Below are 18,419 nucleotides of genomic sequence, written 5' to 3' on the forward strand. Positions count from 1 at the left end.
TCCCCCCGGGGATGCGGCCCTTCTCTGTTTCACGTGAAACAGACTCTGTTTCACGTGAAACATGTCCGCGCGGTAGGTCAGCGGCTGGCGCCCGTGACGATCCAGCGCCCCGAACGGGTCCGCCACCACAGGGTGGCCATCCGGACCGCCATCATCAGTACCATCGCCCACCACAGCGCCGTCAGGCCGCCGCCCAGTTTCGGGACCAGCAGGGCCACCGGGGCGAACACCGCGAGAGTGGCGAGCATCGCCCAGGCCAGGTACGGGCCGTCGCCCGCGCCCATCAGTACACCGTCGAGGATGAAGACCACCCCCGAGATGGGCTGACTGACGGCCACGACCAGGAGCGCGGGCAGCAGGGTGTCCCGTACGACCTGGTCGCTGGTGAAGAGCGGGACGAAGAGCGGGCGGGCGAGTACGACCAGGATGCCCAGCACCACTCCGGCGGCAATGCCCCACTCGACCATGCGGCGGCAGGCTGCCCGGGCGCCCTCCTCGTCGCCCGCGCCCAGATAGCGGCCGATGATGGACTGCCCGGCGATCGCGATCGCGTCCAGGGCGAAGGCCAGCAGGGTCCACAGGGTCAGGATGATCTGGTGGGCGGCAATGTCGGCGTCGCCCAGGCGGGCGGCGACCGCGGTCGCGATCATGAGCACCGCCCGCAGCGACAGCGTACGGACGAGGAGAGGGACCCCGGCCTGGGCCGAGGCGCGTATGCCGACGGCGTCCGGGCGCAGCGAGGCGCCGTGACGGCGGGCACCGCGGACGACCACCACGAGGTAGACGGCGGCCATCGCCCACTGGGCAGCGACGGTGCCCCACGCGGACCCGGCGATACCGAGCCCGAAGCCGTAGACCAGGAGCACATTGAGGATGCCGTTCGCGACGAAGCCGCCGATCGCGACGTAGAGCGGGGTCCTGGTGTCCTGGAGGCCGCGCAGTACGCCGGTGGCGGCCAGGACCACGAGCATGGCGGGGATGCCGAGGCTGGAGATCCGCAGATATGTGATGGCGTAGGGGGCGGCCGTGTCGGAGGCGCCGAAGAGGTCGACCAGGCCCGGAGCGCCCGGCAGGACGGCGGCGATGACGACCGCGCCGAGGAGCAGGGCCAGCCAGATGCCGTCCATGCCCTGGCGGATGGCGGCGGCGAGGTCCCCGGCACCGACGCGGCGGGAGACCGCGGCCGTGGTCGCGTACGCGAGGAAGACGAAGATGCTCACCGCGGTGGTGAGGAGTCCCGAGGCGATGCCGAGCCCGGCGAGCTGGGGGGTGCCGAGGTGGCCGACGATCGCGCTGTCGGCCATCAGGAACAGGGGCTCGGCGACCAGCGCGCCGAAGGCCGGGAGGGCGAGGGCGACGATCTCGCGGTCGTGCCGGCGGCGGCCTGGTTTCGATGCCGCGGGAGCCTGTGTCATGGCCTCAATCTAATCTTCCACAGGTAAGAGATGCAAGGGGCCTGAGACCCTTACTGATCGTCGTTCGGGGGGTCCGGGTGTGCGCCGTTTGAAGCGATCTTGGCCCGGCTTCGAAAGTTTTTCTCCCCCACAGCCGGTGGACGGTGTTTCTGCAGGTCAGGTGGGTGGCGCGGGGAGTGCTGTGAACTTGTCCACAGCACTGTCCCCCGGTCCGTGCACAGGTTCTGGTGAGTTCTCCACAGCAAGTCGTCTGTTTCTCACAGGCCCTGTGGATAACCAGATTGGCTGACGGTGCCCGCGGGCCTACCGTGGACCGGCGCCCGCCCTGTCTTCCGGCGTCCCAGGTGCCCCGGGAAACCACCGGACTTGATGTGCCGGAAGCGGAAGTCGGGCGTCTCATTTGTCAGAGCCGTGCCGTAAGAAAGAGTGGCACAGCGAGGTCCGCGGAGCGGACGGGAGGAGGTGGGTCCGGTGACTATTTCCGAGCCCTTGGACGACCCCTGGGCCGACGGCGGTCCCGGTGACCGTCTGCCCGCCCGCAAGCGGAACGGCGACGGTGGACGCGGCCGTGACGACCGGAACGACAGAGGCTCCGAGGGCGGTGGCTGGGACGGCGGCGGGGGCAGCGGTTTCGAGCGGGTACCGCCGCAGGATCTGGATGCGGAGCAGTCCGTGCTCGGCGGCATGCTGCTCTCCAAGGACGCCATCGCGGACGTCGTGGAGGTCCTCAAGGGCCACGACTTCTACAAGCCCGCACACGAGACCGTCTTCCAGGCCATCCTCGACCTGTACGCGAAGGGCGAGCCCGCCGACCCGATCACGGTCAGCGCCGAGCTCACCAAGCGCGGCGAGATCACCAAGGTCGGCGGCGCCCCGTACCTGCACACGCTGGTGCAGTCGGTGCCGACGGCGGCCAACGCCGAGTACTACGCGGAGATCGTCCACGAGCGAGCGGTGCTGCGCCGCCTCGTCGAGGCCGGCACGAAGATCACACAGATGGGATACGCGGGCGACGGCGACGTCGACGAGATCGTCAACTCCGCGCAGGCCGAGATCTACGCCGTCACCGAACAGCGCACGTCCGAGGACTACGCACCGCTCGGCGACATCATGGAGGGCGCGCTCGACGAGATCGAGGCGATCGGCTCGCGCAGCGGTCAGATGTCCGGTGTGCCGACCGGTTTCACCGACCTGGACTCCCTGACGAACGGCCTGCACCCGGGCCAGATGATCGTCATCGCGGCCCGTCCCGCCATGGGCAAGTCGACGCTGGCGCTGGACTTCGCGCGAGCCTGTTCGATCCAGAACAACATGGCCAGCGTGATCTTCTCGCTCGAAATGGGCCGCAACGAGATCGCGATGCGTCTGCTGTCGGCGGAGGCGCGGGTGGCGCTGCACCACATGCGTTCCGGGTCGATGACGGACGACGACTGGACGCGACTGGCCCGGCGGATGCCCGACGTTTCGGCGGCCCCGCTGTTCATCGACGACTCGCCGAACCTGTCGATGATGGAGATCCGTGCCAAGTGCCGGCGGCTGAAACAGCGGCAGGACATCAAGCTGGTGATCATCGACTATCTGCAGCTGATGCAGGCCGGTGGGTCCAAGCGGAGCGAGAGCCGCCAGCAGGAGGTCTCGGACATGTCGCGAAACCTGAAGCTGCTGGCGAAGGAGCTGGAGGTGCCGGTGATCGCGCTGTCCCAGCTGAACCGTGGTCCCGAGCAGCGTACGGACAAGAAGCCGATGGTCTCCGACCTGCGTGAATCCGGATCGATCGAGCAGGACGCGGACATGGTGATCCTGCTGCACCGTGAGGACGCGTACGAGAAGGAATCGCCGCGCGCGGGCGAGGCGGACATCATCGTCGGCAAGCACCGTAACGGTCCGACGGCGACGATCACGGTGGCCTTCCAGGGCCACTACTCGCGGTTCGTGGACATGGCGCAGACCTGATCCCGACGGGACGATTCCGGCGGGACGCAGGACTGCGCCGGAAACGGCTCAGACGAGGATGACCCTGCGCCCGCGTGTGTGCCCGGCCTGGCTGTCGGTGTGTGCCGCCGCGGCGTCGGCGAGCGTGTACGACTTCTCGACCGGGATGTGGAGCTGTCCCCGCGAGATGAGGTCGGTGGCCTCGGCGAGTGCTGCCGGCACGCTCCCGGCCACGCCGGAGTACCGGGCACCGAGCTCCGGCGCAGCGAGATCGGCGATGGAGATCACCTTCTGCGGATCCCCGGTCAGTTCGATGAGCTCGCGTATCACGCCCGATCCCGCCAGATCGAGAGCCGCGTCGACACGGCCGAGCTGCCGTACCCGCTCCGCCCACCCCTCGCCGTAGGTCGTGGCGAGGGCGCCCAGGCTGCGCAGATAGTCCTGGTTCGCGGCCCCGCCCGTGCCGATCGCCGTGATGCCGCGGTCGCGGGCGATCTGCAGCACCGCCGATCCGACGCCCCCGGACGCGCCGCTGACCAGCAGCGTCTGCCCGGGCCGCACACCGGCCTGGTGGATGATGCGCAGCGCGGTCTCCACCACGGAGGGGTACCCGGCCGCCTCTTCGAACGTCAGCCCCTCGGGCATGCGGGCCCAGGCCGACAGCACGGCGAACTCGGCATAGGTGCTCGACCCTTCGCCGAACACGTGGTCGCCGATCTCGACCCCTTCGACGCCGTCGCCGACCTCGTCCACCACCCCGGAGGCGTCCAGCCCTACTCCGGCGGGCAGTTCGAGCGGATGGGCCCCCAGCTTCTGGCCTTCACGCAGCCTCCAGTCGACGGGGTTCACGCCCGCCGCCCGCACGGCGATGCGTATCTGGCCGGGGCCCGCATGGGGCTCCTCGGCATCTGTGAGTTGCAGTACGTCGGGACCGCCGAATTCGGCGAAGCTCACTCTCTTCATGCGGTCGAACGTAGCACTAACGGTTAGTGTTTAGGAACGGATACTCCTTTGTATTTGCTAGCGTGAGGGCATGACCGTGCCGACCGGACGTCGCGAGCGCAAGAAGGCCGCGACCCGCCAGAAGATCGCTGACACCGCCCTGCGACTCTTCCTGGAACGCGGGTACGACGCGGTGGGCATCCGTGAGGTGGCCGCCGAGGCCGACGTGGCCGTCACCACGCTCTTCTCCCACTTCGCCTCGAAAGAGGCCCTGGTGTTCGAGCAGGACGAAGACTTCGAGCAGCGCCTCACCCAGGCGGTCACCGGCCGGGCGCCGCACGAGCCGCTCATCCCTGTGCTGCGCAGCGAGATCCAGGCCCTGGTGCGGCACTGCACGGCGGACAGCGCCGCCCCGATCTGGCGCATGGTCGAAGGGTCGTCCGCTCTGCGGGAGTACGAGGAGTCGATGCGGCTGCGCCATGCGGAGCTGCTGGCCATGACCATCGATGCCGATCCCGACCTGTCACGGTCCACAACGGCCTGCCGGACGATCGCGAGGTTCGTGATCGACGCCTACTCGCTGGCCCGCGAGGCGGCTGATCCGGAGGCTGCGGTGGACGAGATCTTCCTGATGATCGAGGCGGCCTGGGAGGTCGCCTCCCCTTCTCGGCGGTGACGAGCCGCTACACGCTGCCAGTTGTGTGCGGTCCGCTCCGACCTGCACGTATTGACCTTCAGGCGGCTTGAACGTCGACAATCGCGCTCATGGGAGAGAAGGAAGAGCAGGAAGAGGGCGGCGGGGGTTTCGAGGGTGCCGGTGATTTTGCGGCGCTGTTGAGCATCGGCGCGTTCGCGCGGCGGGTGGGACTGGCGCCGAGCGCGCTGCGGTTCTACGACGACTGCGGTGTGCTGCGCCCGGCGCGGGTGGACGGCAGCACGGGATACCGGTTCTACGGGCTGGGACAGGTGGCGCGCGCGGTGCTGGTGCGGCGGCTCCGGGAGGCCGGGGTGCCGCTCGTGGACGCGGCGGTGGTGCTGGACGGTGCGCCGGACGACGCGCGGGAGGTGCTGCGGGGACATGCGCGGCGGACCCGGGACGTGGCCCGGGCGGCGGGATCACTGATCGAGGAGATTCTGCGGGGGCTGCCGGAAGTGGCGGAGGTGGGCGCTCCGGTTGCCGGGGGCCCGGTGGGTGGAGGGATGGCTTCCGCTCGGTTGGGCGGGGCCGAACTGGCCAGTGCCGTGCGGCAGGTGGCGTCGGCGGTCGCTTCGGGGGCGCTGCGGGAGGAGTTCCCCGTGCTCGGCTGCGTTCTGGTCGAGTGGGACGCGGCCGGGGACGAGGTGCGGCTGGTGGCGACGGACCGCTACCGGCTGGCCGTACGGGTGCTGAGGGCGTCATCGGCAGGGGCCGGGCCTGCCCGGGTCCTGGTGGACGCGGAGGAACTCCGCGAGGTCGGGGCGTGGGCGCTGCGGGCGCCCGAGGTCGAGTGGGAGACCGGCGCCGGCGGGCGGAGCGCGCGGGTCCGGGTGGCTGGGGGCAGTGCTGCGGTGGCGGGTGCCGGCGGTGTTGCTGGGGCGTCCTGTGGGGCTGATGAGGCCGGTGAGTGGCGGGAGTTGGCGCCGTACACGGGAGGGGAGTTCCCGCAGTACCGGATGGTGCTGGACGGACTGTCCGAGGTACGTCACCGGGTGATCGTCGAGCGGGCCGCACTGCGGGGAGTTCTTGCAGGTGGGGGCGGCCCTGTGGTGCTCAAGTCCGGTGCGGAGGGGGAGTTGGTCTGCGAGGCGCGGGGCGCGGGCCGACGGGAGGTGCTGCGCGCGGTGGTGCTGCGTGCGGCCGGGCCGGGGCCGGTGCGGGTGGCCTTCGACGCGGAGGTGCTGCTTCAGGCGCTCGATGCAGGGGTCGGGCCTGACGTACTTCTGGAGGTCGCGTCGGCGGTGGAACCGGTGGTGGTGCGGTCGGCGGACCAGGGGAGCTTCACGACGCTGGTGATGCCGGTGCAGGACGGTGGCGAGGGCGAGGAGGAGGGCGAGGGCAAGAACGAGGAAGCGGGCGAGGGTGAGTGCGAGCAGGGCGGCGCCGAAAGGGCTGGTGAGGGCTGTGGACGTTGAGAATCCGGTGGTGGCGCTGTGCGTGCGGGGGATGCAGGCCGAGGCAGCGGGGCGCGCCGAGGAGGCACGTCGGCTCTTCGTGCGCGCGTGGGAGAGCGCAGGCGACGACTACGACGCCTGCGTGGCCGCGCACTACCTGGCGCGCCAGCAGTCCTCGCCCCAGGAGACGCTGCGGTGGAACCGCGAGTGCCTGGAGCGGGCGGACCGGGTGGGGGACGGGCGGGTTGCGGGCTTCTACGCGTCGCTGTACCTCAACATGGCCAAGTCGTACGGGGAACTGGGCGACGGAGGTCTGGCGCACGCGCACTACGTGCGGGCGGCGGCGCACGTCGACGCGGTGCCGGAGGGGCAGTACAGGGACTGGATGCGGTTCGCGATCGCGGAGGGACTGCATGAGGAGGCAGATGCGGAGGTGGAGAGTCCGGCGGGTGGGGCTGACGGTCCGCTGGACGCACTGGTGACGTCGTGGTGCGGGCGGGCGGAGCTCAAGGCGCTGGGGCTGGTGCTGCCCGCCCACCTGGGGAATCTGGGAACGGCGGCCGACCGGGAACGGCTCGTACTGGTGTTGCGGATGGTGCATGCGGGGCGGTGGTTGCCGGAGGGGGAGCAGGCGCTGCTGGAGCGGGCCATAAGGGTTCTGGAACCGGAAGGGCACCAGGCATCGGCACCGGGGGCGCAGCGCGGTGGCGGCGCTGCGGTGTCGAATGCGTTCGACGGGGAGCCTGCGGAGGGGTAGTTGTGGCATATGACTATTCCTGCGAACACCGCCCCCGACATCCTTGACCTCCTGCCTGCCACTCGCCGCTCTCTGCTGCACCGTGTCGCCGCCGCTCAGGCGTCCGGCCGGGCTCCCTCGCTGGTGGCGGCCGTGCAACGGGAGGGGCAGGTGGTGTGGGGAGGTGTGCGCGGGGCGTCGGCGGACGGGCGGACGGCGGATGTGGAGACGCAGTACCGGATCGGGTCGATCACCAAGACGTTCACCGCGGTGCTGGTGATGCGGCTGCGTGACGAGGGGCTGCTGGATCTCGCGGACCCGCTGGAGAAGTACGTACCGGACACGGGCGCGGGGGACGCCACGATCTTCCAGCTCCTCGGTCACACCAGTGGCCTGGCGGCGGAGACCCCTGGCCCGTGGTGGGAGCGTACGCCCGGTGACCTGCGCCCCGAGCTGGCCGACGTCCTGGGCGACGTACGAGCGGAAGGGGCGCGTCCGCATCCGGCCGGGCGGGTGCACCACTACTCCAACCCCGGCTACACGCTGCTCGGTTCGCTCGTCGAGGCGGTGCGCGGAGTGCCGTGGGCGGAGGCCGTGCGGCGGGAGATCACGGAGCCGCTGGGGCTGACGCGGACGAGCGCGCAACCGCAGGCACCGTACGCGGAGGGGTGGGCGGTGCACCCCTGGGCGGACGTGCTGCTTCCGGAACCGGCGGTGGACCTGGGGCTGATGGCGGCTGCGGGGCAGTTGTGGTCGACGGCCGGTGACCTGTGCCGGTTCGGCGCCTTCCTGGCCGCGGGCGACGAACGGGTGCTGAGTGCGGAATCCGTACGGGAGATGAGGACGTCGGCGGCGCCGCTTGAGGCCGGGAACTGGACGGGTACGTACGGGCTCGGGCTGCAGGTGATCAATGTCGGCGGGCGTGAACTCGTGGGACACGGCGGCTCATTGCCCGGATTCGTGGCCGGGCTGTGGGTGAGCGTGGCGGACGGAGTGGCGGCTTCCGCGCTGGCCAATGCGACGTCCGGGCTGCAGGCGGGGGTGCTGGCGGCGGAGCTCCTGTGCCTCGTGGCCGAGGCGGAGCCGGGTGTCGCACCGGAGTGGCGTCCGCTGCCGGAGGACGGCGTGGACCAGGAGCTGCTGGGGCTGACCGGGGCCTGGTACTGGGGGACGTACTCCTACGGCCTGCGGCTGCTGCCCGATCGAGGGCTGTCGCTGGAGCGGCTGGACGGCCGCGCGGGGCGCGGCTCGCGCTTCCTTGCGCGGCCGGACGGGACGTGGGTCGGGCTCGACGGGTACTACGCGGGGGAGACGTTGCGGGTGGTGCGGCGGCCGGAGGACGGGTCGGTGAGCCATCTCGACCTGGGGTCGTTCGTCTTTACCCGGGAGGTGTACGAGGCCCAGGCGCCGGTTCCGGGTGGTGTGGATCCGCGCGGGTGGCGGGGGATCGGATAGGGCGCGCGAAGGGCCCGACGCCGCGACTTCTCCTTGCGGTGTCGGGCCCGATCCGCTGGGCCCGGGGGCCGGCTGAGGGCCTGGAGCGTGGGCGGGGGCCGCTGACCCTCCCGCGCCGGACGGGTCAGAGCTGGAGCTTGAAACCCACGTGGGAGGCGGTGAAGCCGAGCCGCTCGTAGAAGCGGTGGGCGTCCGTCCGGCTGATGTCGGAGGTCAGCTGCACCAATTGGCAGCCCCGGGCGCGGGATTCCTCGACCGCCCACTCCATGAAGCGGGTGCCGAGGCCGCTGCCGCGTTCGTCCGCGTGGATGCGTACGGCCTCGATGACCGAGCGGGTGGCGCCCTTGCGGGACAGGCCGGGGATCAGGGTGAGCTGGAGGGTGCCGACGATGCGGCCGGCGCGTTCGGCGACGACGACAAGCTGGTTCGGGTCGGCGTCGAGGCGCTTCAGGGCGTCGATGTACGGGGTGAGGTCGTCGGGGGACTCGCGCTGTGCGCCCAGCGGGTCGTGGGCGAGCATCGCGACGACCGCGGGCAGGTCGGCTTCGGTCGTCGGGCGTATCACCAGGTCGTCCGGGAGACCGGTCGTCCGGTCGTCCGCCCGGTTGTTCTGAGAGGTCATGGGCGCAGGTTACGCAGGTCAGGCCGGGGTGCGCAGCTCTTCCACGGTGCGTACCAGGGGGGCGAGTTCGGGGTTCTCGGCGGCGGCGTCGAGGGCTTTGCGCAGGGCGGTGTCGTTGGTGGGGCGGGCCTGGGTGAGGAGGGTCCGGCCGGCGTCGGTGACGTCGGTGTAGATGCCCCGGCGGTCGGTGTCGCAGAGGTAGCGGGTGAGCAGGCCGCGGTCTTCGAGGCGGGTGACCAGACGCGTCGTGGCGCTCTGGCTGAGGAGGACGGCTTCGGCGACCTGTCGCATCTGGAGGTGGCCACCGGGTCCGCTGTGCTGGCGGCTGAGGACGTCGAGGAGCGAATACTCACGGACGCTGAGGTCGTGGCGGGCCTGGAGGGCCTTCTCGATGTGGGCCTCGATGCGGCTGTGCAGCAGGGAGAGGGCGCACCAGCCCTGGGCGAGGGCAGTGAGTGCGGGATCGGTCGCGGTCATCTGGTGTCTCCTCGTCCCCTTGCGCGATGGGCGGAGCGGGTGGCTCCTGCGGGCGGAGCAGCTCCTGCGGGCAGAGCGGGCGGCCGGGGGGTGCGGTCCGTTCTCCAGGATAGGCGACGCCCGCAATATCCCGCGCGTGCAATCAGTCTGCGTCTGCTCGCATGGCCGACGGACGCAGACGAGGGACGTCACCGACGGATGCTGCTGATGCACGTCGCTGACGGACGTCCCCGTACGGCCGTCAGCCCGACGCGGTCGCCAGCGGGGCGAAATGGCGGCGGAAGTCGCCCGGTAGCGCCGGGGCGCCGTACGACATCACCGTGTTGAAGAGGACCGGGGCCAGACCGTGGGCGCTCAGCCAGTTGCGCAGGTCTTCGTGACGTGCGTCGACGTCGATGCGCAGGGGCCGGTCGGTGCCGTCGGCGAGGGAGGCGACCAGCGCTTTCGCGGTGTTCGTGTCCCGGGCGATGAGTGGGCCCACGGTGTGGGTGTCGCGGTCCGGCCAGGCGGCGGCGTAGCCGAGGAGACCGTCCTGGTCCTCGGCCACGCGGAACTGGTCCGCGAAGGCGGGCAGCCTCGCGAGCATGGCGGTGCGGTCGTGGCCGAACACCTCGGTGTCCATCCGGATGATCGCGGCGAGGTCGCCGGGGGTGACCGGCCGGGTCGTGACCGAGGAACGCGGACCCGCGGGCTGCGGCTCCGTGGATTGCGGGCTCGGCAGGAGGAAGCGGCCCCGGAGCATTTCGGCGCTGCCCGTGACGGTGAAGCCGAGCTGCTCGTACAGTCCCTGCCCGGCCGGGGAGGCGGACAGCGAGACCTGGGCCTGGCCCGCCTCGGCCAGGGCGTGCCGGATCAGTCGGCGGCCGACCCCCTGTCGGCCGTACCGCTCGGCGACCAGGACCATGCCGATCACGGCGTACGAGGGGTCGTGGGGCGCACCCGTGCCGTACGAGGTGAGGGTGCAGGCGGCGATCAGGCCCTTGCCCTCGGGCGCCTCCGGGTCGTCGATGCCGTAACCGGTGCCTGCGGTGAGCAGCAAGCCCCACTTGTGTTCCGTACGGGGCCAGTCCCGGTCCTCGCCGAGGTCGGCGCAGGCGGTGAGGTCGTGCAGGGTCAGGCGACGGACGGGGAGTTCGGCCAGGGGCGTGGGCATGGTCGTCAGGCTGGTGTACGCGGAGAGTGTTCGTCCAGCGCTTTAACGGAAGCCGTTTCACGTGAAACATCGCTCGAACCACGTGAAACGCCGCTTGAGATCAACAAAGCCCGCAACCGGGCCATGCGGGGTCATGCGGTGTGTTTCACGTGAAACATCGCGTCCGGGCTCGTGCTGCGGCCCGGAAGGAATGGTGCCCGCGTTCCTGGGAATGCGCTGCCACGGGCCGAGGGGTCACGGGCATGGGGCGAAAGCAGCCTAGAGGTAAGGAGAGATCGGAAACCAGGACTTCCCGGTCTTGGCCCGTTCCGAGGGACGGGCTGACACGCTGCGACGACGGGAACCGCGGCCGACGCGCGGCCTTTTCCGCCTTGTTCTCAATGAGGGAGAAGCGCGACCACATGACGTTCGAGGCGAGGCAGAGAATGGACGCTCCGACCCCCACAGGGCCCGGGAACAACGGCGCCGACAGCGAGGGTGCCGACGGCGACGGTGCCGTCGATGTGGGCAGCGGCTGGTTCGCCCTCACGCCTCCGGCGGAGTCCGGGGTGGCGCTCTCCCCTCCGGCGGAGTCCGCAGTGACGCCGACCTCTCCGGCCGCCCGGCCCTCCCCCGACGCGCTCCGGGTCCGCCGCACGCTGGCGGCGATCGAGCCCGTCGCAGACCGGACGACCTCGTACTTCTACGCGCTGCTGTTCATCGGGCATCCCGAACTGCGTCCGCTGTTCCCGCCCGCGATGGACACCCAGCGCGACCGGCTGTTCAAGGCGCTGCTCACGGCTGCCGAGCACATGGACACCCCGGACGTGCTGGTGGAGTACCTGCGCAATCTCGGCTCCGGTCACCGCAAGTACGGCACGCGGCCCGCGCACTATCCGGCGGTCGGCGAGGCACTGATCGGGGCGTTGGCCCGGTACGCGGAGGCGGTCTGGGACCGGGAGACCGAGGCGGCCTGGGTACGTACGTACACGAAGATCTCGCAGGTCATGATCGACGCGGCGGCGGCGAGCGAGCTGCGCTCCCCCGCGTGGTGGCACGCCGAGGTCGTCGCGCACGACCTGCGCACCCCCGACGTAGCAGTCGTCACGCTGCGCCCGGACCAGCCGTACCCCTTCCTGGCCGGGCAGTACACCAGCCTGGAGACGCCGTGGTGGCCGCGGATATGGCGGCACTACTCCTTCGCGGCGGCCCCGCGCGCGGACGGGCTGCTGACCCTGCACGTGAAGGCGGTCCCGGCGGGCTGGGTGTCGAATGCGCTGGTGCACCGGGCCCGCCCCGGCGACGTGCTGCGGCTGGGCCCGCCGTCCGGCTCGATGACCGTCGACCACACCACCGACAGCGGCCTGCTGTGCATCGGCGGCGGCACCGGCATCGCCCCCATCAAGGCGCTGGTGGAGGACGTCGCGGAGCACGGGGAGCGGCGGCCGGTCGAGGTGTTCTACGGGGCGCGCACGGACTACGACCTGTACGACATCGACACGATGCTGCGCCTGCAGAGGTCCCACTCGTGGCTCTCGGTGCGCCCGGTGGTCGACGACCGTTCCCAGTTCCCGGACGCGGTACGGCAGTTCGGGCCCTGGACCGCGTACGACGCCTATCTGTCGGGCCCGCCAGGAATGATCCGCAGCGGCCTGGACGCGTTGCGCACGGTCGGCATACCCGGCAGCCGGATACGTCACGACTCCGTCGAGGAGCTCGTCGCGGCGGGCGACTAGGGCAGGACGCGCCTCCCGGGTCTGGATCCCAGGCCTGGGGCGAGGCTTTGTCCCAGGTGGGGGGCGAGGCTTACCCCAGGTCGGGGGCGAGCAGGGCCCGTACGCCCTCGATGTTGCCGTCCAGGTAGTGCCGCAGCGACAGTGGTACGAGGTGGACGGCGGCGATGCCGACCCGGCTGAAGGGGACGCGGACGATCTCGTAGTCGCCGAGTGGTTCGTCCACCTCCGGGCCGTGCCGCAGGGCCGGGTCCATGGATTCGAGTCGGCAGACGAAGAAGTGCTGCACCTTGACGCCCGCACCCGCGTTGCCCGCGATGTGCTCGACGGTGTCGACGAAGCAGGGCACCACGTCGGTGATCTTCGCGCCGAGTTCCTCGTCCACCTCCCGGTGCAGGGCGTCGACGACGGTGTGGTCCTCGGGTTCGACTCCCCCGCCGGGGGTCACCCAGTACGGGTCGACGCCGGGCTTGGTGCGTTTGATGAGGACGAGGTGGTCGCCGTCGAGGAGGACGGCGCGTGCGGTGCGCTTGACCACGGGACGTTCGGTCATGGCAATAACGTGGCCCGCCGGAGCCGTGCCGAAACTCCCGGACACCATTCGGCTCCCGTTCAGCACCAGTCACCGGCAGCGCGCAGCAGCCATTCGTGCGCCCGCGCGAGGTGCGGCTGGGCGAGTGTGCCGGTGCGTACGGCCAGGAAGTAGGTACGCAGCGGGGGCACCGCAGGGTCGTACAGGGCCACCACGTTCCCCCGGGCGAGGTCGTCCTCGCACAGGTAGCGCGGCAGTACGGCGAGGCCCGCACCGGCGGTGGTGGCTTGCAGGACGGCGCGCAGGTCGGGGGCGATGACGGTGCCGGCGGCGGCGGGCGGGGTGTCGAAGACGGCGGCCCAGTAGCGGGCGACGAGCGGCAGGCTCTCGTGCACCTCGACGACGGGAAGGTGCTCCAGGACGACGGCCCCTTTGGCGGCCAGGAGTTCGGGGGTGAGGTGCTTGGCCCAGCGGGGGGCGGCGACCAGGACGTGTTCCTCGTCGCAGAGGGCGGTGGCGCTGAGGAGTCCGCCGCGCGGCCGGTCGGTGGTGATGGCCAGGTCGTGGTGGCCTGCGGCGAGTCCCTCCAGGGTTTCCTCGGCGCTGCCGAAGGAGACGCGCAGCGCCAGGCCCTGGGCGGTGAGCGGGGACAGGGCGGGCAGGGCGCGCAGCGAGGTGAACTCGGGCGGTCCGGCCAGATGGAGGGTGCGTACGCCGGACTGGTCGTCGAGGCCGGTCTCGGCGATTTCGACGAGGGCGTCGAGGTGCGGGGCGGCGCGGTGGGCGAGTTCGTCGCCGATGGCGGTGGGGGTGACGCCGCGGGCCCGGCGCAGGAACAGCGGGCGGCCCAACTGCCTTTCCAGTGTGCGGATCTGGCCGGTGACGGCGGGCTGGGACAGGCCGAGGAGAGCGGCGGCCCGGGTGAAGGACCCGGCCCGGTGGACGGTCACGAAGGTGCGCAGCAGGGCCAGATCCATGTCATGCCTTCCGCGTTGCGCGGTGTCCGGCCGCTGGGCCGGGGGCGGCTGTCCGCCCTCTGGTCCCGCCGTCCAGGCACCGTGATCCGGTCCCCGCCGGTGTCCCCGAAGGTGCAGTATAAATATGTCGATAGGTCTCTGTCGCTAGCGTGATTGGACACTGACGCAGAGTCAACTAGCCTTGTGCAGGCGGTTCTTCGCGCGCAGAACCGGGACGGTCCGAGCCACGAGGGGGGAGGCTCGGACCGTCCGTCCTACGTCATGCGGCTACGCAACGCTACTTACCCGGCCGCTGCGTCCAGCGGCCCACCGGCTGCTTCCAGCGCGCGCACGACGTCGATGATCAGGTCGTCCACGTCCTCCGCGCCCACCGACAGACGGATGAATCCCTCCGGTACGGCGTCGCCGCCCCACCGCCCGCGCCGCTCGGCAGTGGACCGTACGCCGCCGAAGCTCGTCGCGTCGTCGACCAGCCGCAGTTCCTCCAGGAACCGTTCCGCGAACGCCCTGTTGGGCAGGGTGAAGGACACCACGCACCCGAAGCGCCGCATCTGCCGCGAGGCGACCGGGTACGACGGGTCCTCGGGCAGCCCCGGGTAGCGAAGGTCGTTCACGTACGGATGGCCGCGCAGCGCCGTCGCCAGCACCAGGGCGCTTGCGCCCTGCCGGTCGGCCCGCAGTTGCAGGGTGGCCAACGAGCGGTGCGCGAGCCAGGCCTCCATGGGGCCGGGGATCGCGCCGACGACCTTGCGCCAGCGCCGTACCCGCGCCGCGAGTTCGGCGTCGCGGCAGGTCACGTACCCGAGCAGCAGGTCGCCGTGGCCGGTGAGGCCCTTGGTGCCGCTGGCCACCGAGAAGTCGGCGCCCAGGTCGAGCGGGCGCTGCCCGAGCGGGGTGGCGAGGGTGTTGTCGACCGCGACCAGGGTGTTGCCCTCGTGTGCGGCGTCGACGAGCCGGCGGATGTCGCAGACGTCGAGCCCCGGGTTGGACGGGGACTCGATCCACAGCAGCCGTGCCCCGGCCAGCTCGGCGAGCTGCGCGTCCCCTGCGGTGGGCGCCGTGCGCACGCCCACCCCGTAAGCCTCCAACTGCTCGCGCACCAGTGGCAGCGCCTGGTAGCCGTCGTCGGGGAGGACGACGGTGTCCCCGGCCTTCGCCTGCGAGAGGAGCACGGCGGAGACCGCGGCCATGCCGGAGGCGAAGACGACGGTGTGGGCGGCGCCACCGGGGTCCTCCAGCTCGCCGATCGCCCGTTCCAGATGTGTCCAGGTGGGGTTCTCGTCGCGGCCGTAGGTGTACGGGCCCTTCGGCTCGCCCGGCAGGTGGAAGTGGGCGGCGAACACCGGTCCCGGCAGGGTCGGTTCGTACGCCACGGGCACGGGCAGCCCGGCCCGTACGGACCGGGTGCCGTCGCCGTCCTCGTCGGATATCGGCATGCGGGTCAGTCCCTTCCGTCGGGGAGCATCATGTTCAGCGCCCAGGAGACGACGCTGATGATCAGGGCGCCGAGTACGGCGGTCCAGAAGCCCTCGACGTGGAAGGCGAGTTCGAACCTGTCGGCCAGCCACGACGTCAGCAGCAGCATCAGTGCGTTCACGACGAGCGTGAACAGGCCGAGCGTGAGGATGAACAGGGGGAAGGACAGAAGCTTCACCACCGGCTTGACCAGGAAGTTCACCAGCCCGAACAGCAGGGCGACGACGATGAGTGTGCCCACCTTGCGGCCGGTGCTGTCGCCGGTGAGGGTGATGTCCTGGACGAGCCACACGGCTACCCAGAGGGCGACCGCGTTGGCGATCGTCTTGACTGCAAAATTCATCATGTGTCTGATCGTGGCAGACATGATCGGGGAAAACAGTGCGGGCGGTGCCGGAGTGGCACGGCGTGGGCGTGTGGCGAGGAGCAAGCGGGCATGAAGGCATTCCGACTGGACGAGCTGGAGGCGGAGCGTGCCGCGAACGACGGCGCGTATCTGCAGTTCCTCAAGGAGAGGAACATGTCGGCGGGCCTGTACGCGCTCGACGCGGGCGACACCGACCCGCAGCAGCCGCACGGCGAGGACGAGATCTACTTCGTGGTGAGCGGCCGGGCGGCGATCACCGTGGGCATGGAGACTTCGCAGATCGCGCGAGGCAGCGTGGTCTACGTGCCGGCCGGCACGGCGCACAAGTTCCACCACATCTCGGAGGACCTGCGGGTGCTGGTCGTGTTCTCCCCGCCGGAGAGCTGAGCGGGTCCCTGTCCCGGGGGGATGTTTCACGTGAAACATCCCCCCGGCCCCCCGGATGACCCCGGGGTTCCCTAGGGGGTGGATCAGGGGTCTTCAAGGGCTGCGCGGCCCCCGTTCGGGGTGGTCCGCCGCCTAGCATCGAAGGCAGGGAAACACCGCAGATCCGGGCAGGAACCGGACCGGGATCGAAGGAAGGCAAGAAGATGGCTGCACGAGAGATGTTCGCGAGCCTGCCGGGCTGGGTGAAGTGGGTGGCGATACCGGCCCTCGTCCTGCTGGTGTTCGGTGGCGCGATCCTGACCGCGATCGGCACACTGATCGGCCTGCTCTTCAAGCTGCTGGTGCTGGTGGCACTGGTCGGCGGACTGATCTACGTCGTACGGCGCTTCAAGTCGTCCTCGTCGGGCGACTCCTCGCGCAGCGGCTGGTAGGCACTGGTTTCCCGTGCGGGCGTTAGCCCGCCGGGGGGAACCTGACACGTGAAAACAACTGAGGCTCCGGGCAAGGCAGTTAGGGTGAAAAACCGCTGCCGTCACCCGGGACTCCCGCTCCCGGGGCGACTGCATTGCCCCTCGGGACCCCGGGAGTGCCCCATGGCCACGACCCAGCCCACGGCCCGGCAGGCCGCCGTATCAGCGCCTGCCGTACCCGCACCTGCCGCGCCCACTGTCGTACCCGAACCCGCGGCCCCCGTTGCCGCCCCTGCCCCGACCCTGATCGGCTCGGTGCAGCGCGCCCTGCGCCTCCTCGAAGCCGTCAGCGATCATCCCGACGGCGCCCCCGCCAAGCAGCTCGCCCGCGAGGCGGGCCTGCCACTGCCCACCGCCTACCACCTGCTGCGCACCCTGACCCACGAGGGATACCTCCGTCGTGAGCAGGGTGTTTTCGTGCTCGGGGCCGCCGCGGGGCGGCTCGGGCGCGGAGGGTCCGAGCAGATCCGCCACGAAAGAGTCACCGAGACGATGGAGCGCTGGCGCGACACGCTCGGCGTCGCCGTGTACTTCGGGGTCTACCGCGACGGCGAGATCGAAGTGACGGCCCTCGCCCAGAGCCCCACCCAACCCGCCGTCGAGGAATGGGCCGACTTCCGCGAGACCGCCCATGCGCACGCGATCGGCCAGTGCCTGCTCTCCCAGCTGGACACCGAGGCCCGCCGCGACCACCTCGACCGGCACCCCGTCGAAGCCATCACGCCGTACACGGTGCGCGACGGCACTTCCCTGCTGGAGCGGCTGGCGGCATTCGAGCGGATGCAGACCGTGGTGGAGCGCCAGGAGTACGTGCTCGGGGCCGCGTGTGCGGCGCTGCCGATCACGATCGGACCGGTGGCGGCGGTGATGGCGATCTCCGTGCCCCTCGCCCAGGAGGCTCGGCTGGGCCCTGCGGTCGAACGGCTGCGCGGAGAAATCGGCGAGGTGGTCCGTTCGCTCATGTTCTCTATCAGTATCTGAAAACTCACTCCTTGTGATCTGTTACTGCTTCGAGCACGATGGCGTCAAGAGGGACGGAAGGGATCGTTCCGGCCACTTTCTTCTACGGCAGGGTTGGCGATGCGCGAGTCGGTTCAGGCAGAGGTCATGATGAGCTTCCTCGTCTCTGAGGAGCTCTCCTTTCGTATTCCGGTGGAGCTCATGTACCAGTCGAAGGATCCCTACGCGATCCGGCTGACCTTCCACTTGCCCGGCGACGCGCCTGTGACCTGGGCTTTTGGTCGTGAGCTGCTGGTCGACGGAATCAACGAGCCGTGCGGCGAGGGCGATGTGCACATCTCGCCGACCCACCCCGACGAACTCGCCGACGTGCACATCAGGCTTCAGGTCGGCAGTGACCGCGCGCTGTTCCGGGCGAGCGCGGCGCCGCTCGTGGCGTTCCTGGACCGTACCGACAAGCTCGTACCACTCGGCCAGGAGCACACGCAGAGTGACTATGCCGGATGCCTGGAGGGCGAGCTGGGCCGCATCTTGGCGGAGGAGAACGCGGGCTGAGAGCGCGCGAAGACCACTGCGCGGAGACGACCGCGCGGAAACGACTGCGCGAAGACCGCGCGGAAACGAAGGCGCGAAGACCGCGCGGAAACGACTGCGCGAAGACCACTGCGCGAAGACCACTGCGCGGAGACGACACGGAGCGGCGGCCGGGAAGATC

General features: G+C 70.5%; 19 protein-coding genes. 10 read left to right on the forward strand and 9 right to left on the reverse strand.

Annotated elements, in window-relative coordinates; translation table 11 throughout:
• Nucleotides 1-77 precede the first annotated feature (77 nt).
• Nucleotides 78-1,415 carry an MATE family efflux transporter gene (locus ACWGIG_RS24000; protein ID WP_453323713.1) on the reverse strand — a complete coding sequence of 446 codons (1,338 nt, stop codon included), beginning with the start codon at nt 1,413-1,415 and terminating at the stop codon, nt 78-80.
• 489 nt (nt 1,416-1,904) lie between these two features.
• On the opposite strand from ACWGIG_RS24000, the gene dnaB reads away from it, so the two are divergent.
• Complete coding sequence (gene dnaB / locus ACWGIG_RS24005) at nt 1,905-3,368, forward strand: replicative DNA helicase (protein ID WP_453323731.1); 1,464 nt, start codon at nt 1,905-1,907, stop codon at nt 3,366-3,368.
• Nucleotides 3,369-3,416: 48 nt separating this feature from the next.
• Here the strand turns inward: dnaB and ACWGIG_RS24010 are convergent, their stop codons facing one another.
• Nucleotides 3,417-4,310 carry an NADP-dependent oxidoreductase gene (locus ACWGIG_RS24010; protein WP_453323714.1) on the reverse strand — a complete coding sequence of 298 codons (894 nt, stop codon included), beginning with the start codon at nt 4,308-4,310 and terminating at the stop codon, nt 3,417-3,419.
• 70 nt (nt 4,311-4,380) lie between these two features.
• Between ACWGIG_RS24010 and ACWGIG_RS24015 the strand changes: the two genes are divergently transcribed.
• From ACWGIG_RS24015 to ACWGIG_RS24030, 4 genes are all read left to right on the forward strand, one after another.
• A complete protein-coding gene (locus ACWGIG_RS24015; RefSeq protein WP_453323715.1) occupies nt 4,381-4,965 on the forward strand; it encodes a TetR/AcrR family transcriptional regulator in 585 nt (194 codons plus the stop codon).
• An 89-nt stretch (nt 4,966-5,054) separates the two neighbouring features.
• On the forward strand, nt 5,055-6,401 hold the full coding sequence (locus ACWGIG_RS24020) for a DNA polymerase III subunit beta family protein (protein ID WP_453323716.1): 1,347 nt from the start codon (nt 5,055-5,057) through the stop codon (nt 6,399-6,401).
• Nucleotides 6,391-7,137 carry a hypothetical protein gene (locus ACWGIG_RS24025; protein WP_453323717.1) on the forward strand — a complete coding sequence of 249 codons (747 nt, stop codon included), beginning with the start codon at nt 6,391-6,393 and terminating at the stop codon, nt 7,135-7,137. The genes ACWGIG_RS24020 and ACWGIG_RS24025 overlap by 11 nt, the downstream gene beginning before the upstream one ends.
• Before the next feature lie 9 nt (nt 7,138-7,146).
• The gene (locus tag ACWGIG_RS24030; protein WP_453323718.1) at nt 7,147-8,571 is read left to right on the forward strand and encodes a serine hydrolase domain-containing protein; all 1,425 of its coding nucleotides are present in this window, start codon (nt 7,147-7,149) and stop codon (nt 8,569-8,571) included.
• Between the two features lie 124 nt (nt 8,572-8,695).
• Here the strand turns inward: ACWGIG_RS24030 and ACWGIG_RS24035 are convergent, their stop codons facing one another.
• The 3 genes from ACWGIG_RS24035 to ACWGIG_RS24045 form a co-directional block, all read right to left on the reverse strand.
• Complete coding sequence (locus ACWGIG_RS24035) at nt 8,696-9,193, reverse strand: N-acetyltransferase family protein (protein WP_453323719.1); 498 nt, start codon at nt 9,191-9,193, stop codon at nt 8,696-8,698.
• Nucleotides 9,194-9,211: 18 nt separating this feature from the next.
• Nucleotides 9,212-9,670, reverse strand: coding sequence for a MarR family winged helix-turn-helix transcriptional regulator (locus ACWGIG_RS24040; protein ID WP_453323720.1), 459 nt, complete (start codon nt 9,668-9,670; stop codon nt 9,212-9,214).
• Between the two features lie 241 nt (nt 9,671-9,911).
• Nucleotides 9,912-10,823 (reverse strand): GNAT family N-acetyltransferase, encoded by a 912-nt coding sequence (locus tag ACWGIG_RS24045; RefSeq protein WP_453323721.1) that lies wholly within the window; start codon nt 10,821-10,823, stop codon nt 9,912-9,914.
• Between the two features lie 425 nt (nt 10,824-11,248).
• Between ACWGIG_RS24045 and ACWGIG_RS24050 the strand changes: the two genes are divergently transcribed.
• Nucleotides 11,249-12,538 (forward strand): globin domain-containing protein, encoded by a 1,290-nt coding sequence (locus ACWGIG_RS24050; RefSeq protein ID WP_453323722.1) that lies wholly within the window; start codon nt 11,249-11,251, stop codon nt 12,536-12,538.
• Between the two features lie 70 nt (nt 12,539-12,608).
• On the opposite strand, the gene ACWGIG_RS24055 is transcribed toward ACWGIG_RS24050, so the two are convergent.
• From ACWGIG_RS24055 to ACWGIG_RS24070, 4 genes are all read right to left on the reverse strand, one after another.
• Nucleotides 12,609-13,088, reverse strand: coding sequence for an NUDIX domain-containing protein (locus tag ACWGIG_RS24055; protein WP_453323723.1), 480 nt, complete (start codon nt 13,086-13,088; stop codon nt 12,609-12,611).
• Nucleotides 13,089-13,147: 59 nt separating this feature from the next.
• Entirely contained in the window at nt 13,148-14,044 is an 897-nt protein-coding gene (locus ACWGIG_RS24060; protein ID WP_453323724.1) for a LysR family transcriptional regulator, read from the reverse strand.
• Between the two features lie 281 nt (nt 14,045-14,325).
• Entirely contained in the window at nt 14,326-15,480 is a 1,155-nt protein-coding gene (locus ACWGIG_RS24065; protein WP_453323725.1) for a cystathionine gamma-lyase, read from the reverse strand.
• A gap of 5 nt (nt 15,481-15,485) precedes the next feature.
• Nucleotides 15,486-15,866, reverse strand: a complete 381-nt coding sequence (locus ACWGIG_RS24070) for a phage holin family protein (RefSeq protein WP_453323726.1) — start codon at nt 15,864-15,866, stop codon at nt 15,486-15,488.
• A 90-nt stretch (nt 15,867-15,956) separates the two neighbouring features.
• Between ACWGIG_RS24070 and ACWGIG_RS24075 the strand changes: the two genes are divergently transcribed.
• The 4 genes from ACWGIG_RS24075 (at nt 15,957) to ACWGIG_RS24090 (ending at nt 18,259) form a co-directional block, all read left to right on the forward strand.
• Nucleotides 15,957-16,274: a cupin domain-containing protein gene (locus ACWGIG_RS24075; RefSeq protein WP_453323727.1), complete on the forward strand. Its 318-nt coding sequence runs from the start codon at nt 15,957-15,959 to the stop codon at nt 16,272-16,274.
• A 203-nt stretch (nt 16,275-16,477) separates the two neighbouring features.
• The gene (locus ACWGIG_RS24080; RefSeq protein ID WP_453323728.1) at nt 16,478-16,705 is read left to right on the forward strand and encodes a DUF5326 family protein; all 228 of its coding nucleotides are present in this window, start codon (nt 16,478-16,480) and stop codon (nt 16,703-16,705) included.
• Between the two features lie 162 nt (nt 16,706-16,867).
• Nucleotides 16,868-17,725, forward strand: coding sequence for an IclR family transcriptional regulator (locus tag ACWGIG_RS24085; RefSeq protein ID WP_453323729.1), 858 nt, complete (start codon nt 16,868-16,870; stop codon nt 17,723-17,725).
• A 99-nt stretch (nt 17,726-17,824) separates the two neighbouring features.
• Nucleotides 17,825-18,259 (forward strand): SsgA family sporulation/cell division regulator, encoded by a 435-nt coding sequence (locus tag ACWGIG_RS24090; protein ID WP_453323730.1) that lies wholly within the window; start codon nt 17,825-17,827, stop codon nt 18,257-18,259.
• Nucleotides 18,260-18,419 lie beyond the last annotated feature (160 nt).

The sequence above is a fragment of the Streptomyces sp. NPDC054863 genome (assembly GCF_053610825.1).

Excerpts from the sequence above, each read along its gene's own strand:
- ACWGIG_RS24000 (WP_453323713.1), bottom strand. The coding sequence starts at position 1,415 with ATGACACAGGCTCCCGCGGCATCGAAACCAGGCCGCCGCCGGCACGAC.
- ACWGIG_RS24010 (WP_453323714.1), bottom strand. The coding sequence starts at position 4,310 with ATGAAGAGAGTGAGCTTCGCCGAATTCGGCGGTCCCGACGTACTGCAA.
- ACWGIG_RS24015 (WP_453323715.1), top strand. The coding sequence starts at position 4,381 with ATGACCGTGCCGACCGGACGTCGCGAGCGCAAGAAGGCCGCGACCCGC.
- ACWGIG_RS24020 (WP_453323716.1), top strand. The coding sequence starts at position 5,055 with ATGGGAGAGAAGGAAGAGCAGGAAGAGGGCGGCGGGGGTTTCGAGGGT.
- ACWGIG_RS24030 (WP_453323718.1), top strand. The coding sequence starts at position 7,147 with ATGACTATTCCTGCGAACACCGCCCCCGACATCCTTGACCTCCTGCCT.
- ACWGIG_RS24035 (WP_453323719.1), bottom strand. The coding sequence starts at position 9,193 with ATGACCTCTCAGAACAACCGGGCGGACGACCGGACGACCGGTCTCCCG.
- ACWGIG_RS24040 (WP_453323720.1), bottom strand. The coding sequence starts at position 9,670 with ATGACCGCGACCGATCCCGCACTCACTGCCCTCGCCCAGGGCTGGTGC.
- ACWGIG_RS24045 (WP_453323721.1), bottom strand. The coding sequence starts at position 10,823 with ATGCCCACGCCCCTGGCCGAACTCCCCGTCCGTCGCCTGACCCTGCAC.
- ACWGIG_RS24050 (WP_453323722.1), top strand. The coding sequence starts at position 11,249 with ATGGACGCTCCGACCCCCACAGGGCCCGGGAACAACGGCGCCGACAGC.
- ACWGIG_RS24055 (WP_453323723.1), bottom strand. The coding sequence starts at position 13,088 with ATGACCGAACGTCCCGTGGTCAAGCGCACCGCACGCGCCGTCCTCCTC.
- ACWGIG_RS24060 (WP_453323724.1), bottom strand. The coding sequence starts at position 14,044 with ATGGATCTGGCCCTGCTGCGCACCTTCGTGACCGTCCACCGGGCCGGG.
- ACWGIG_RS24065 (WP_453323725.1), bottom strand. The coding sequence starts at position 15,480 with ATGCCGATATCCGACGAGGACGGCGACGGCACCCGGTCCGTACGGGCC.
- ACWGIG_RS24070 (WP_453323726.1), bottom strand. The coding sequence starts at position 15,866 with ATGATGAATTTTGCAGTCAAGACGATCGCCAACGCGGTCGCCCTCTGG.
- ACWGIG_RS24075 (WP_453323727.1), top strand. The coding sequence starts at position 15,957 with ATGAAGGCATTCCGACTGGACGAGCTGGAGGCGGAGCGTGCCGCGAAC.
- ACWGIG_RS24080 (WP_453323728.1), top strand. The coding sequence starts at position 16,478 with ATGGCTGCACGAGAGATGTTCGCGAGCCTGCCGGGCTGGGTGAAGTGG.
- ACWGIG_RS24085 (WP_453323729.1), top strand. The coding sequence starts at position 16,868 with ATGGCCACGACCCAGCCCACGGCCCGGCAGGCCGCCGTATCAGCGCCT.
- ACWGIG_RS24090 (WP_453323730.1), top strand. The coding sequence starts at position 17,825 with ATGCGCGAGTCGGTTCAGGCAGAGGTCATGATGAGCTTCCTCGTCTCT.